Source organism: Streptomyces showdoensis, assembly GCF_039535475.1.
GTDB lineage: Bacteria > Actinomycetota > Actinomycetes > Streptomycetales > Streptomycetaceae > Streptomyces > Streptomyces showdoensis.
On sequence record NZ_BAAAXG010000010.1, the window covers coordinates 29,957 to 43,049 of the forward strand.

The following is a 13,093-nucleotide window of genomic DNA, read 5'->3' on the forward strand; positions in this document are numbered from 1 at the left end:
TACCCCATGAGCAGCAGCACCGCCACCGTCTTCGAGGTCCGCGGCATGACCTGCGGCGGCTGCGCCAAGCGCATCCGTACCGCGATCGAGACGGACCTCGGCGAGGGCGCCGAGGTCGTCGTCGACCACAAGAGCGGCCACGTCACCGTCACCACCCCCGGAGACCTTGACCACGGCACGGTCCGGACCGCCGTCGAGCGCACGGGCTACGAGTTCGCCGGAACGGCCGCGTGAATCCGCCCGCCAAGCTGGTCCTCTTCGCCGTCGGCCTCGTCGCCTGCTTCGGCGTCTCGTACCTGCTGGGCGGCGTCCTGCCGCCTCTCTAGCACTCTCCGCGACACCCCATCCGCCTTCCGCAAAGGAGTACGCAGTCATGGCAGGCACTGCCACGACGGCACCGGCCGTGGTCACGCTCGACATCGGCGGCATGACCTGCGGTGCCTGCTCAGCCCGGATCGAGAAGAAGCTCAACCGGCTCGAAGGCGTGACCGCCGAGGTCAACTTCGCCCTCGAACGCGCCCACGTCAGCTTCGACGACCGGCACACGGTCGACGAACTCATCGGCACCGTCGAGAAGATGGGCTACACCGCCGTCCTCCCGCCGCCGGTGCACGCTCCGGCTCCGGCCGAGTCCGAGACCCGCGAGACCGCGGAGGAGGCGGCCGAACGAGAACTCGGCGTCATGCGCCGCCGCATCCTCGTCTGCCTCGCCCTCACCGTCCCGGTCATCGCCATGGCCATGATCCCTCCGCTGCAGTTCGACAACTGGCAGTGGCTCTCGCTCACCCTCGCCGCTCCGGTCGCGGTCTGGGGAGCCTCGCCGTTCCACACGGCCGCCTGGAAGAACCTCAAGCAGGCCGGCGGCACCATGGACACCCTGGTCTCCCTCGGAGTCCTCGCCTCCTTCGGCTGGTCGCTGTACGCCCTGTTCTTCGGCTACGCGGGCATCACCGGCATGCGGATGCCCTTCCTGATGACCCCCACCCCGGGCCAGGGGCTGCACCACATCTACCTCGAAGTGGCCACCTCCCTCACGCTCTTCGTCCTCGTCGGCCGCTACGCGGAGCACCGCTCCAAGCACCGCGCCCGAGGAGCCGTACGCGCCCTGCTCGAACTCGGGGCGAAGGACGTCACCGCGCTGCGCGCCGGGCGGGAGGTCACCGTCCCCATCGGTGAACTCCGCGTCGGGGACCTGTTCGTGGTCCGGCCGGGGGAGAAGGTCGCCACCGACGGCGTCGTCGTCGAGGGCACGTCCGCGGTCGACGCGTCGATGCTGACCGGGGAGAGCGTCCCCGTGGAGGTGTCCGCCGGGGACGGCGTCGTCGGAGCCACCGTCAACGTCAACGGCCGTCTCACGGTCCGTGCCGAGCGGGTCGGTGCCGACACGCAGCTCGCCCACATCAGCCGGCTCGTCTCCGAAGCCCAGGCGGGCAAGGCACCCGTCCAGCGCCTCGCCGACAGCATCGCCGCCGTCTTCGTGCCCGTGGTCGTCGCCCTCGCCGTCTGCGTCGGCGGCTTCTGGATCGGCAACGGGGGAGACGCGGCGGTCGCGCTCACCGCGGCCGTGGCCGTCCTCGTCGTGGCGTGTCCGTGCTCCCTCGGACTCGCCACGCCCACCGCCCTCCTGGTCGGCACGGGCCGCGGCGCGCAGCTCGGCATCGTGATCAGGGGACCCCAGGTCCTGGAGTCCACCCGCAGGATCGACACGGTCCTCCTGGACAAGACCGGCACGGTCACCACGGGCACGATGCGGCTCGTCGAGACGGTCTGCGCCGAGGGTACGGACCGCGACGAGCTGCTGACCCTCGCCGGAGCACTGGAGCACTCCTCCGAACACCCCATCGCCAGGGCCGTCACGACGGCCGCCGCCGGGGTGACCTCGGACCTCCCCGCGGTCGCGGACTTCAAGGCGAGTGCCGGCTTCGGCGTCGTGGGCACGGTCGCAGACCGGGAGATCATGGTCGGCCGCCCGGGCTGGGTGGGTGAACGGATGACCACCCCGGACTCGCTCCGCAGCCGCCTCGCCGAGATCGAGGGCAGCGGGCACACACCGGTGGGTGTCGGCTGGGACGGGCGCCTGCGCGGGCTGCTGCTCGTCGCCGACGAGGCCAAGCCCACCAGCCGCGCCGCCATCGACGAGATGCGTAGCCTGGGGCTTCGCCCCATCCTGCTGACGGGTGACAGCAAGGGCGCGGCACGCCGCATCGCCGACGAGATGGGCATCACCGAGGTCGAGGCGGAGGTCCTGCCGCAGGACAAGGCGGCCGTCGTACGCCGCCTCCAGGACGAGGGCCGCAACGTCGCCATGGTCGGCGACGGCATCAACGACGCGGCCGCGCTCGCCCAGGCCGACCTCGGCATCGCCGTCGGCGGCGGCACCGACGCCGCCATCGAGGCGAGCGACATCACCCTCGTACGGGGGGACCTGCGCGACGCGGCCGACGCGGTCCGGCTCTCGCGGCGGACCCTCGGGACGATCAAGGGCAACCTGTTCTGGGCGTTCGTCTACAACCTCGCCGGCATTCCGCTCGCGGCCTCGGGCGTGCTGAACCCGATGATCGCGGGTGCCGCCATGGCGCTCTCCAGCATCTTCGTGGTCACCAACAGCCTGCGACTGCGCGGGTTCAAGTCGGCCTCACGGAAGCAGGACGAGAAGGCGGGGACCGGATTCGCGGTCCCCGCGCAGCCCACCCCGGCGCCGGCCTCGTGATCGTCGACTCCCTGGGCCTGCCGATGGCACTCGTCGACGTCGATCAGGCGCTGGACGGGACGTGGCGGGCGTACGAGCAGGAGGTGGACCTCGTCAGGGTCCAGGACCCGCCCGCGGACTCCTGGCCCCTGCTCAGGGAGGCCGGCTTCCTGCCGAAGCCCCAGGTCGTCATGTGGCGTGCGGAGGCGCGGACGTCGGAGGAGGAGTACCTCGCCGCCCTGTCGGGGAAGGACCGCTACGACATCCGGTCCGCCTACCGCAAGGCGGAGGCGGCCGGACTCCGGGTCACCACGGAACCGCTGACCGTCCCGCTGCTCGACGAGTTCCTGGAGCTGTACGCACGCCAGGTCGCCGAGATGCGCAACGGCTGGGCCGTCGCGGTCCGGCAGCGCGCGAACATCCTGGCGGAGGCCGGGACGTACCGGGTCGTCACCGTCCGCGCGGGGGAGGTCCTGGTGGGCGCGTGCCTGAACCAGGACCTGCCGGCGAACGACGAGATGCGGGCCCGGTTCTCGGCCGTGACCGCGGGTCAGCGTGGTGACAGCCTCTCCCGCGTCCTGTACGGCGAGACGCTGCGCGAGGCACGGCTCCGCGGTCGTCGCTGGGCCACCCTCGGGCGTGACATCAACCTCTACGGCCACGTGGGCAACGCGGGCCTCTTCGGATTCAAGTCGCGGCTCGGCTTCGGCGCGGTGCCGGGGCAGCTCGTCGAGCCCGGCAGCGGTTCGCACCAGGCCGATCGGGTGGTCCGGCTCGTCGAACTCTCCGACCCGACGCTGCTGTTGTCCTACGCGCCGGTGGCGGGGGAGCGGGAGGCCGTGGCCGCGCCGCTCTGGCTGAACCTCTTCACCTCGTCCGAGGAACCGGACGTCCGGCCCTTCCGGGGCGTCGGTCTCGCCGGCACGACCGTGCACGGCATCCGCCCCGCCTGAGACCGCGGGCGGGCGCCGTGGCCATCCCCGTACACGGCGCCCGCCCGCTCCACGTCCGCGTGACGTCAGGAGCGGGCGGACGAGTTCAGGAGGGATGCCAGGGCGGCCAGGACGCTCGGGTCGATCCGGTAGTACACCCAGGTACGCCGGCGCTGGGAGGTGAGCAGACCCGCCTCGCGCAGCTTCTTGAGGTGGTGGGAGACCGTCGGCTGGGAGACGCCCACGTCCGCGATGTCGCAGACGCAGGCCTCGCCCGCGGGGTGGGAGGCCACGCGGGAGAGCAGCCGCAGCCGGACGGGGTCGGAGAGTGCCTTGAAGAGGTTGGCCAGTCGCTCGGCGTCCAGCGTCGAGAGCTCCGCCGAGGTGAGCGGAGAACAACAGGGCACGACCCCCTGCGGGGGAAGGGCGACCTCGGGAACCGCACTCAGGTTCGACATTCTTCTATTTTTGCATGTGTCGAATCACGGCCGCAATGGATTCGGCCGGACCGAGGTCCCCAGGGCGACGAGCGCCGCGACGGCCCCGAACGCGGCCAGCGCGCCGAAGAGTTGGGGTGTGCCGCCGAGGGGAGGCGCGAGCAGGGCCGTGGCGAACGGCGCGAGGGCGGACACCGTCATGGCGGGTGCGCCGAGGATGCCGGAGAGCCTGCCGTAGTGGGTGGTTCCCCAGCGGTCGGTGATGGCGGTGGCCTGGAGGAGGGTCAGGTTGCCGCGGACCACCCCGGCCGCGACCGACATGAGGACCAGCAGCGCGTACGGCCCTGGGGCGAGGGCCAGGGCGGCGGTGGTCAGGGCCCCGAGGGCGATGAGGGCGGCGGTGCGGGGGGTGGTGGCGGTGTGGCGGGCGAGGGCGGCGTAGAGGGTGCGGCCGAGGGTCTGGCCGGCGCCGCCGAGGCCGAGGGCCCAGGCCGCCTGGCCGGTGGTGTAGCCGCGTTCGAGCAGGAGGGGTACGAGGGAGAAGACGACCGCGTACATCGCGAACGCCGAGAGGGTGAACGCGAGGGCGAGCAGCAGGAAGGGGCGGCTTCGGGCGACGGCCTTCGGCGTCCCGTCGGTGTGGGCGGGTGCGGTCGGAGCCGCCGGCCAGGGTGCCTTGAGGGCGAAGGCGTGGGCGGGGATCGTGACGGCGGCGAGGATCGCGGCGAGCACGAGGTAGGTCGCCCGCCAGGTCAGGTGCTGGGCGAGGGCGGCGGTCAGGGGCGCGAAGACGGTGGAGGCCAGGCCGCCGGCGAGGGTGACGATGGTGAGCGCGCGGACGTGGTCGGGGGCCCACCAGCGGGTGAGGGCGGCGAACGCGGGCGGGTAGAAGGTCGCCGCCATGGCGAACCCGGCCAGGATCCAGCCGACGAGGAACACCGGCAGGCTGGGGGCCAGGGCCACGACGACCAGGCTGACGACGCCCGTGGCCGAGCCGGCGGTCATGACCGTGCGGGGGCCGCGGCGGTCCAGGACGCGGCCGACACGGATCCCGGCGATGCCGGAGACGACGAGCGCGAGGGAGAAGGCCGCCGTGGTGGCCGAGGTGGACCAGCCGGTGGCCGCTGTGATCTGCGGGTTGAGGACGGGGAAGGCGTAATAGACGACGCCCCAGCCGGTGATCTGGGTGGCGCACAGCGCGGGCAGCACGGCGCGGGGCCGCGACCGGTTCACGGATCCGGTCGCGGCCCCGCTCGTACGGGCGTCGAGGTCGGTCACGAGCCGCAGGAGGACGCCGGGGCGGTGGTGCCGAGCTGGATCAGCTCCGGGGCGGGACCGCAGCAGCCGCCGCCGTCGGACGTCCCTCCGGCGGACGCCTCGTCGGTGACCGGCTGGTCGAAGAGGCCCGCCCCGCCGCAGACGCCGGTCTCGGGGAGGACGAGTTCGACGCGCTCGGCGGCCTCGTGGTCGCCGGCGAGGGCGGCGACCACGGAGCGGACCTGCTCGTAGCCGGTCAGGGCGAGGAACGTCGGCGCCCGCCCGTAGGACTTCATGCCGACGAGGTGGAAGCCCTGCTCGGGGTGGGAGAGCTCCTTCACGCCGTGCGGGTAGACGGTGCCGCAGGAGTGCTGGTTGGGGTCGATCAGCGGAGCCAGCTCGACGGGAGCCTGGAGGCGCTCGTCGAGGCCGAGGCGGAGCTCGCCGAGGAAGGTCAGGTCGGGGCGGAAGCCGGTCAGGACGATGACCTCGTCGACCGGGTCGAGGCGGCGCCCGTCCTCCGCCACCAGCACGAGCCGCTCGCCGTCGCGCTCGATGGCGCCGGTGCGGAAGCCGGTGACGGCGTCGGCGTGGCCTTCGTCGACGGCGGCCTTGGCGGCGAGTCCGAGGGCGCCGCGGGCGGGGAGCTGGTCGGCGGTGCCGCCGCCGAAGGTGGAGCCGGAGATGCCCCGGCGCAGGATCCAGGTGGCGTGCGTACCGGCGCCGTCCTTCGACTTCGCGAGCTCCGCGAGGAGGGCCAGGGCGGTGAAGGCGGAGGCGCCGGAGCCGATGACGGCGGTGCGCTTCCCGGCGTAACGGGCGCGGGCGGAGGGGTCGTTCAGGTCGGGGACGCGGTAGGAGACGCGGTCGGCCGCCGCCTTCTCGCCGAGTGCGGCAAGGCCGTCGGCGCCGGCCGGGCTGGGTGCGGCCCAGGTGCCGGACGCGTCGATGACGGCGCGGGCGAGGATCCGCTCCTCACGCCCGTCCGCGTACCGGACGTGCACCGTGAACGGCTGCGTCTCACGCTCGGCGTCGACGACGCGGTCGCGCCCGACGCGGGAGACGCCGGTGACCCGGGCCCCGGTGCGGACGCGCTCGCCGAGGGCGTCGGCGAGCGGCTGCAGGTACCGCCCGGCCCAGTCGCCGCCCGTCGGGTAGGTCGTCGCGTCGGGCTTCACCCAGCCGGTCGGCGCCAGGAGCTTCTCGGCCGCCGGGTCGGTGACCTCGCTCCACGTCGAGAAGAGCCGCACGTGGGCCCACTCGCGGACGGCGGCGCCGGCGGTCGCTCCGGCTTCGAGGACGAGCGGGTCGATGCCGCGGTCGACGAGGTGGGCGGCGGCGGCCAGACCGGCCGGCCCGGCACCGATCACGATGACGGGCAGCTGCTCGGTGGCGTTGGCGTTCACGGGGGTCCCCTTTGTTACTTCGACAACCGTCGATCTCTTGCTCTCAGAATGGCACCTGAATCGATGGTCGTCAACATAGACAGACGTCGATTCCGGGAGGGGGTCCCGGGGCCCCTCCCCATTGGTTCGACGTGTGTCAACATAGACGTATGTCGAATGTGAAGGCGCTTCCCGTCCTGGACCCCGAGGTCGAGCCGTGCTGCCCGCCGCTCGCCGAGCGTCCCCTGACGGCCGAGGAGGCCGAGCGGACCGCGGTCATGTTCAAAGCGCTCGGCGATCCGGTCCGGCTGCGGCTGTTCTCGGCCGTCGCCTCGCACGAGGGGGGTGAGGCGTGCGTCTGCGACATCTCCGACGTCGGCGTCTCCCAGCCCACGGTCTCCCACCACCTGAAGAAGCTGAAGGAGGCGGGGCTGCTGTCCTCCGAGCGGCGCGGCACCTGGGTGTACTACCGCGTCGAGCCCGCCGTCCTCGCGGCGATGGGGGCGTTGCTGACCCAGGCCGCGGCGGCGTGAACGCGCCGGTGCGCGTGGTGCCGCTCACGGCGGCCCACGCGCGGGAGGTCGTCGCGATCTATCAGGCCGGCATCGACGGGGGCGACGCGACGTTCGAGACCGCCGCCCCCGCCTGGGAGCGCTTCGACGCGTCCAGGCTGCCCGAGCACCGCTTCGCCGCGCTCGACGAGGCCGGACGCGTGCTCGGCTGGGTCGCCGTGTCCAAGGTGTCCGACCGGGGTGCGTACGCGGGCGTGGTCGAGCACTCCGTCTACGTGCACCCCGAAGCGCGGGGGAGGGGAGTCGCCTCCGCCCTGCTGGAGGCGCTGATCGCCTCGACGGAGGCGGCGGGGGTCTGGACGATCCAGTCCGGCATCTTCCCCGAGAACGCCGCCAGTCTCGCCGTTCACGCGCGGGCCGGGTTCCGGGTCATCGGGACCCGCGAGCGGATCGGGCGCCACCACGGGGTGTGGAGGGACGTGACCCTCGTCGAGCGCCGCAGCTCCCGCGTCGACTGATCGTCCGCACGTGAACGCCGCAGCGGGCCGGCCGTCGCCCTCCGGTGTGACGGGTGCGGTGAACAGGCCGAAAAGCCTGTGCCAGACAGCCACCCTGACGTGCTTGCTTCGACGTATGTCAACATGACGGCATGTCAAACACTCCTTGGCTGCCGCCCGTCGGGATCGAGGCTTTGAGTGCGCCCTTGGCCGAGCGGCCCCTGTCGGCGGTGGAGGCCGAGCGGACGGCGAGGATGTTTCACGCCCTCGGCAACCCGATCCGCCTGCGGCTGCTGTCGGCGATCGCGTCGGACGAGAGCGGGGAGTCGTGCGTGTGCGCGGTCTCGGACGTGGGGGTGTCCCCGCCGACCGTGTCCCATCACCTGAAGAAGCTCAAGGAGGTGGGTCTGCTGTCGTCCGAGCGGCGTGGCACCTGGGTCTATTACCGCCTCGAACCCGCGGTGCTCGCCGCGATGGGCTGGCTGCTGGTCCGGGCCGCGTCGACGTGACGCCTCGGCGGCGGCCGGGCCCGAGAAGGGCCGGCCGCCGCCGAGGCGGACGACGCGGCCTAGCTCCGCGAGGCGGCGAGCCTCGGCGTGGTGAACCTCTTGCGCCAGGCCAGCGACACGTACACCAGGGCCACCAGCACCGGCACCTCGATGAGGGGGCCGACGACGCCGGAGAGGGCCTGGCCGGAGGTGACGCCGAACGTGGCGATCGCGACGGCGATGGCCAGCTCGAAGTTGTTGCCGGCGGCGGTGAAGGCGAGGGTGGCCGTCCGGTCGTAGTTCAGGCCGACGGCCTTGCCGAGCGCGAAGGTGCCGAACCACATCACCGCGAAGTACACCAGCAGCGGCAGCGCGATCCGCGCGACGTCCAGGGGCTGCGAGGTGATCGTCCTCCCCTGCAGGGCGAAGAGGATGACGATCGTGAAGAGCAGGCCGTACAGCGCCCACGGGCCGATCTTCGGCAGGAACGCCCGCTCGTACGTCTCGCGGCCCAGCTTCCTCTCGCCGACGCGGCGCGTCAGGAAGCCCGCGAGCAGCGGCACGCCCAGGAACACGAGGACGTTGAGCGCGATCTTCCACATCGAGATGTCGAGCGTCTCGCCCTCGCCCAGGCCCAGCCGGCCCGGGAGGAAGTCGAGGTAGAACCAGCCCAGCAGCCCGAAGGCGACGACCTGGAAGACCGAGTTCAGCGCGACCAGGACGGCGGCGGCCTCGCGGTCGCCGCAGGCGAGGTCGTTCCAGATGATCACCATGGCGATGCAGCGGGCCAGGCCCACGATGATCAGGCCGGTGCGGTACTCGGGCAGGTCCGGCAGGAAGGTCCACGCCAGCGCGAACATCACCGCGGGACCGAGCACCCAGTTGATGACCAGGGACGACACCATGAGCTTCCGGTCGCCCGTCACGGCGTCGAGGCGGTCGTAGCGGACCTTCGCCAGGACCGGGTACATCATGATGAGCAGGCCGACGGCGATCGGCAGCGAGATCCCGCCGATCTCGACCTTCGCCAAGGCGTCGTTCAGGCCGGGGACCAGGCGTCCGAGGCCGAGGCCGAGGGCCATGGCGAGCAGGATCCACACGGCGAGGAATCGGTCGAGCGTCGACAGCTTCGCGACCACCGACTGTTCTTCGGCGGCGGTCGCGGGAGCGGTGGGTGTCACGGACAGGCCCTCTTGTTCTCGGCAGCGGTACGGGCGGACTCGGCCGGCTCGGCGAATCGGGCGGCGAACCGGGCGACGAGGTCAGGGCGGAGCCGGTGGTACGGGAAGCGACCGCACGGCCCGGTCTCCGACGGCCCCGACCTCGCCCGGCGCTCACACGATTCAGCATCGACTGACATCATTGCGTGCTGATACTCTCACATCATTGCCAGCTGACACCAGGCTGCGCTGAATCATGCTCGCGGTGGAGGAGGCGCTGCCCGTGTCCATCGGCATGCCGTGCGGCGACCGGCGGTCACGCCGGCCCGGCACGTGATCTCCGCACCACCGCGCCACCGCACCAAAGGAACACCCCGATGCCCGCCTCCCCGCTCGCCTCCGTCCTGTTCGTCTGCGTCCACAACGCGGGCCGCTCCCAGATGGCCGCCGGTTTCCTCCGCCACCTCGCCGGCGACCGCGTGGAGGTCCGCTCGGCCGGTTCGCTGCCCGCCGACCGGATCAACCCGTCGGCCGTCGAGGCCATGGCCGAGCTCGGCATCGACCTCACGGGCCAGGAGCCCAAGGTGCTGACCAGCGAGGCCGTCCAGGCCTCCGACTACGTCATCACCATGGGCTGCGGGGATGCCTGCCCGATCTTCCCGGGCAAGAAGTACCTGAACTGGGAACTGGAGGACCCGGCCGGAAAGGGCGTGGCGTCCGTCCGCCCGATCCGCGACCGGATCCGGTCCCACATCGAGGCGCTCATCGCCGACATCGAGGCACGCCGGGAGGCCTGACCCGGCGACCGGCGCCCCCGCGCGGCCGGTGCCCCCCAGGGCCGGGCCCGGCCGGGTCGGCCGGCCGGCGACCGCTGACCTGGCCGCAACCCGTACCTGCGCGAGCGCATCGGACGTAGTCTGCCGTCACCTGAGCGCCGCCTGCGAGAAAGGGAAGTCCCCGACATGAACGGCACGTTGGACGTGGTGGTGATCGGTGGAGGCCAGGCCGGACTCGCGGCGGGTTACCACCTGCGCCGGGCCGAGCTGGACTTCGTCGTCCTCGACGCGGGGGCGGCCCCGGGCGGGGCCTGGCGGCACGCCTGGGACTCCCTCCACCTGTTCTCGCCGGCGGCCTACTCCTCCCTCCCCGGCCGGATCATGCCGCCCCAGCAGGGAGAGCCGTTCCCCGAGGCGCGGCACGTGGTGGAGTACCTCACCGACTACGAGCAGCGCTACGAACTCCCCGTCGTCCGCCCGGTCCGGGTCCGCGGCGTGCACGACGCGGGCGAACTCCTCCGGGTGGAAGCCGATTCCGGCACCTGGCACGCCCGCGCGGTGATCAGCGCGACCGGCACCTGGTCGCGCCCCTTCGTGCCCGCCGTCCCGGGCCGCGACACCTTCCGGGGACGCCGGCTCCACACCGTCGAGTACCGAGGCCCCCAGGACTTCGCGGGCCAACGGGTCATCGTCGTCGGCGGCGGCAACTCCGGTGCCCAGATCGCCGCCGACCTCGCGTACGACACCGACCTGACCTGGGCCACCCTCCGCGACCCCCGCTACCTCCCGGACGACATCGACGGCCGCGCCCTGTTCGACGCGGCCACCGCCCGGCGCCGCGCGCTCGACGCGGGCCGCCCCGACACCGGAGGCATCGCGGCACTCGGCGACATCGTGGCCGTCCCGCCCGTACGGGAAGCCCGGGACTCCGGCCTCCTCAAGGCCACGCCGATGTTCGAGCGGCTCACCCCGACCGGCGTAGCGTGGCCGGACGGCATGACCGCGGACGCCGACGCCGTCATCTGGTGCACGGGCTTCCGCCCCGCCCTCACCCACCTCACCCCCTTGGGCCTCCGCACCGCCGAGGGCCGCATCCCCACCCAGGGCACCCGGTCACTCGCCGACCCCCGCGTCCATCTCCTCGGCTACGGTGACTGGACCGGCCCGGCCTCCGCCACTCTGGTGGGCGTGGGGCGTACGGCGAGGGAAGCGGTCCGGGCCATCGCCGAGCTGCTGTGACGGGCCGCCCGGCGGCTCCACCGGACGGCGCGCCCACCGCGCCCCGCACGGTCTCGTCCCCGGGGCGGTCGGCGGCTCGTGTCACCCGTCCTCCCCGGCCCGCTCGCTCCGGGCGGTCTTCGGGCTTCTCCAGCGCCGCCGTCCCGTCACGGGATCCCGGCGCGGTTCGGGGCGGTCGAGACGGCTGGCCTCGTCGGTATCGGCCGCCGCTGTGCGGTCCTCGCCGTCCCGGACGCCTCCCTGCGGCTTCTGGGGAACGCCTCCGGCGCCGCCTTGCTCGTCCATGACGGCCTCCTCCGGGTCGTCGGAGCCACTGAACCGCGTCTGCCCAGCCGCCGACCCGTGATGCGCGCGAAGCGTCACGGCTTTCGGCGAGCGCACGGACGTGCCCGACGAGTCAGGGGGAGCCCGCGCGTCACCGCGCCCAGGCGGGTGACGGCCCCGCCGCGCGACGGCGTGGGCCGGAGCACGCCGGGTGGCGTCGTGTGAACGTACGGGGGTCCCTACAGCCCGCGCCCGCCAGGAGTTCTCCGGTGCCCGAACGCAACCCCTCCAGCTGGAGGCGGCACTTCCGGTACGGCCTGCTGCTGGTGCCGGCGATGGCGCTCGGCGCGGCGGCCTGCGGGGCCCCCGCCGCACGGGAGGAATCCGCCGCCTCGGCGGGAGCGGCCTTCGAGGCGGCCGTCGCGTCCGGGGACCACGTCCGCGCCTGCGGACTGCTCGCTCCGGGAACCCGGGAACAGCTGCTGCAGGACGAGCGCCGGCCCTGCCCCGGCGCGTTGGCCGCACAAGGACTGCCCAGGACCCACGGCGTACGCACGACCGAGGCGTACGGGCGGCAGGCGCTGGTCCGGATGGCGGGCGACACCCTGTTCCTGTCACTGTTCGACTCCGGCTGGAAGGTCGTGGCGGCGGGCTGCACGGCGCGCCCCGGCCGCCCCTACGACTGCACGCTCAAGGGAACCTGAGCCGGGGCGTCTCCTCTTCGTCACCACCCTGGCCGTCGTCCTCGGCGGGCTCGGCTGCTCCACCGCCATCGGGGTGCTCCGGCGATGCCCCACGGCACCGGCGTCCACCGGGACCGAGGGCCGACGCCGCTCCGTCCGCTCAGGCCGGGTGCCCCGCGTCGAGGTCCCGCAGCTCCCGGTAGCGGAGCAGCGGGGCGGAGGCGCCGGACCCGGACGACCCCGCCGCCACCGGGGCCAGCAGGAAGCCCACGTGGTCACCGCCCTCGATCCGCGCGTGGATCCGCCCCGTGAACCACGTGGAGAGGCTGTCCAGGACGGGGCTGCCGCCTTCTCCGGGCCGCCAGGACAGCTCGGCGAACTTGTCCGTCCGGTCGCCCGTCTCCCCTCCGAACAGCTCGGCCGTCGCCCGGTCCCCCCCGGTGCAGCAGATGCACGGTCAGGTGCTCCGCCGCGCGGGCGACGCGGTACGTGTGGTTGGCGGTCGACAGCCACACGACGAACCGGGGCGGGTCGATGGAGCACTGGGAGGCGAACCCCACCAGGCAGCCGCCCCGCCCGCCCGGGGAAGCGGCGGTGACCACGTACATCGGACTGTCGAGCTGCTCCGTGAAGGCCGAGAACTCCGCCATGGCGCCCACGCTCCTTTCGCGACTTCTTCCCTCTACCGGGGCGACTGCCCCGGTAGAGGCCGGGCAGTCGCCCTCCGACGGCCCGCGGCCCCCCGCGTGCCGCGGCGCAGTCAGCCGTCAGGAG

14 protein-coding genes and 1 pseudogene are annotated in these 13,093 nt (G+C 73.1%); 9 read left to right on the forward strand and 6 right to left on the reverse strand.

What is annotated here, in order from left to right; genetic code table 11:
- Window positions 1–6 precede the first annotated feature (6 nt).
- The 3 genes from ABD981_RS05545 (at window position 7) to ABD981_RS05555 (ending at window position 3,642) form a co-directional block, all read left to right on the forward strand.
- Window positions 7–234, forward strand: a complete 228-nt coding sequence (locus tag ABD981_RS05545; RefSeq protein WP_046910508.1) for a heavy-metal-associated domain-containing protein — start codon at window positions 7–9, stop codon at window positions 232–234.
- Window positions 235–373: 139 nt separating this feature from the next.
- On the forward strand, window positions 374–2,710 hold the full coding sequence (locus ABD981_RS05550; protein WP_046910507.1) for a heavy metal translocating P-type ATPase: 2,337 nt from the start codon (window positions 374–376) through the stop codon (window positions 2,708–2,710).
- The gene (locus ABD981_RS05555; RefSeq protein ID WP_046910506.1) at window positions 2,707–3,642 is read left to right on the forward strand and encodes a GNAT family N-acetyltransferase; all 936 of its coding nucleotides are present in this window, start codon (window positions 2,707–2,709) and stop codon (window positions 3,640–3,642) included. Before ABD981_RS05550 ends, ABD981_RS05555 begins: the two co-directional genes overlap by 4 nt.
- 65 nt (window positions 3,643–3,707) lie before the next feature.
- Here ABD981_RS05555 and ABD981_RS05560 read toward each other — a convergent pair whose 3' ends face one another.
- The 3 genes from ABD981_RS05560 to ABD981_RS05570 are packed head-to-tail and all read right to left on the reverse strand — an operon-like array spanning window position 3,708 to window position 6,721.
- Window positions 3,708–4,079 (reverse strand): ArsR/SmtB family transcription factor, encoded by a 372-nt coding sequence (locus tag ABD981_RS05560; RefSeq protein ID WP_046910505.1) that lies wholly within the window; start codon window positions 4,077–4,079, stop codon window positions 3,708–3,710.
- A gap of 24 nt (window positions 4,080–4,103) precedes the next feature.
- On the reverse strand, window positions 4,104–5,336 hold the full coding sequence (locus tag ABD981_RS05565; RefSeq protein WP_046910504.1) for an MFS transporter: 1,233 nt from the start codon (window positions 5,334–5,336) through the stop codon (window positions 4,104–4,106).
- Complete coding sequence (locus ABD981_RS05570) at window positions 5,333–6,721, reverse strand: NAD(P)-binding domain-containing protein (protein WP_046910503.1); 1,389 nt, start codon at window positions 6,719–6,721, stop codon at window positions 5,333–5,335. Before ABD981_RS05570 ends, ABD981_RS05565 begins: the two co-directional genes overlap by 4 nt.
- A 149-nt stretch (window positions 6,722–6,870) precedes the next feature.
- Here ABD981_RS05570 and ABD981_RS05575 point away from each other — a divergent pair, with 149 nt between their 5' ends.
- From ABD981_RS05575 to ABD981_RS05585, 3 genes are all read left to right on the forward strand, one after another.
- Window positions 6,871–7,233 carry an ArsR/SmtB family transcription factor gene (locus ABD981_RS05575; protein ID WP_046910502.1) on the forward strand — a complete coding sequence of 121 codons (363 nt, stop codon included), beginning with the start codon at window positions 6,871–6,873 and terminating at the stop codon, window positions 7,231–7,233.
- Window positions 7,230–7,730, forward strand: coding sequence for a GNAT family N-acetyltransferase (locus ABD981_RS05580; protein ID WP_046910501.1), 501 nt, complete (start codon window positions 7,230–7,232; stop codon window positions 7,728–7,730). Before ABD981_RS05575 ends, ABD981_RS05580 begins: the two co-directional genes overlap by 4 nt.
- Before the next feature lie 131 nt (window positions 7,731–7,861).
- Window positions 7,862–8,218: an ArsR/SmtB family transcription factor gene (locus ABD981_RS05585; RefSeq protein ID WP_046910500.1), complete on the forward strand. Its 357-nt coding sequence runs from the start codon at window positions 7,862–7,864 to the stop codon at window positions 8,216–8,218.
- 59 nt (window positions 8,219–8,277) lie between these two features.
- Here the strand turns inward: ABD981_RS05585 and arsB are convergent, their stop codons facing one another.
- Window positions 8,278–9,378 (reverse strand): ACR3 family arsenite efflux transporter, encoded by a 1,101-nt coding sequence (arsB, locus tag ABD981_RS05590; protein ID WP_345528142.1) that lies wholly within the window; start codon window positions 9,376–9,378, stop codon window positions 8,278–8,280.
- Window positions 9,379–9,734: 356 nt separating this feature from the next.
- Between arsB and ABD981_RS05600 the strand changes: the two genes are divergently transcribed.
- Window positions 9,735–10,154 carry an arsenate reductase ArsC gene (locus tag ABD981_RS05600; RefSeq protein WP_046910499.1) on the forward strand — a complete coding sequence of 140 codons (420 nt, stop codon included), beginning with the start codon at window positions 9,735–9,737 and terminating at the stop codon, window positions 10,152–10,154.
- A 165-nt stretch (window positions 10,155–10,319) separates the two neighbouring features.
- On the forward strand, window positions 10,320–11,372 hold the full coding sequence (locus tag ABD981_RS05605) for an ArsO family NAD(P)H-dependent flavin-containing monooxygenase (RefSeq protein WP_046910498.1): 1,053 nt from the start codon (window positions 10,320–10,322) through the stop codon (window positions 11,370–11,372).
- A gap of 81 nt (window positions 11,373–11,453) precedes the next feature.
- On the opposite strand, the gene ABD981_RS05610 is transcribed toward ABD981_RS05605, so the two are convergent.
- Window positions 11,454–11,657 (reverse strand): hypothetical protein, encoded by a 204-nt coding sequence (locus ABD981_RS05610; protein ID WP_131723921.1) that lies wholly within the window; start codon window positions 11,655–11,657, stop codon window positions 11,454–11,456.
- 248 nt (window positions 11,658–11,905) lie between these two features.
- On the opposite strand from ABD981_RS05610, the gene ABD981_RS05615 reads away from it, so the two are divergent.
- A complete protein-coding gene (locus tag ABD981_RS05615) occupies window positions 11,906–12,340 on the forward strand; it encodes a hypothetical protein (protein WP_240495394.1) in 435 nt (144 codons plus the stop codon).
- A gap of 139 nt (window positions 12,341–12,479) precedes the next feature.
- Here ABD981_RS05615 and ABD981_RS05620 read toward each other — a convergent pair.
- Window positions 12,480–12,969 (reverse strand): annotated as a pseudogene (locus ABD981_RS05620) (flavin reductase family protein).
- Between the last annotated feature and the right edge of the window lie 124 nt (window positions 12,970–13,093).

Coding starts and splice junctions, on each gene's coding strand:
- ABD981_RS05545 (WP_046910508.1), top strand. CDS start 7: ATGAGCAGCAGCACCGCCACCGTCTTCGAGGTCCGCGGCATGACCTGC.
- ABD981_RS05550 (WP_046910507.1), top strand. CDS start 374: ATGGCAGGCACTGCCACGACGGCACCGGCCGTGGTCACGCTCGACATC.
- ABD981_RS05560 (WP_046910505.1), bottom strand. CDS start 4,079: ATGTCGAACCTGAGTGCGGTTCCCGAGGTCGCCCTTCCCCCGCAGGGG.
- ABD981_RS05575 (WP_046910502.1), top strand. CDS start 6,871: ATGTCGAATGTGAAGGCGCTTCCCGTCCTGGACCCCGAGGTCGAGCCG.
- ABD981_RS05585 (WP_046910500.1), top strand. CDS start 7,862: ATGTCAAACACTCCTTGGCTGCCGCCCGTCGGGATCGAGGCTTTGAGT.
- ABD981_RS05600 (WP_046910499.1), top strand. CDS start 9,735: ATGCCCGCCTCCCCGCTCGCCTCCGTCCTGTTCGTCTGCGTCCACAAC.
- ABD981_RS05605 (WP_046910498.1), top strand. CDS start 10,320: ATGAACGGCACGTTGGACGTGGTGGTGATCGGTGGAGGCCAGGCCGGA.
- ABD981_RS05610 (WP_131723921.1), bottom strand. CDS start 11,657: ATGGACGAGCAAGGCGGCGCCGGAGGCGTTCCCCAGAAGCCGCAGGGA.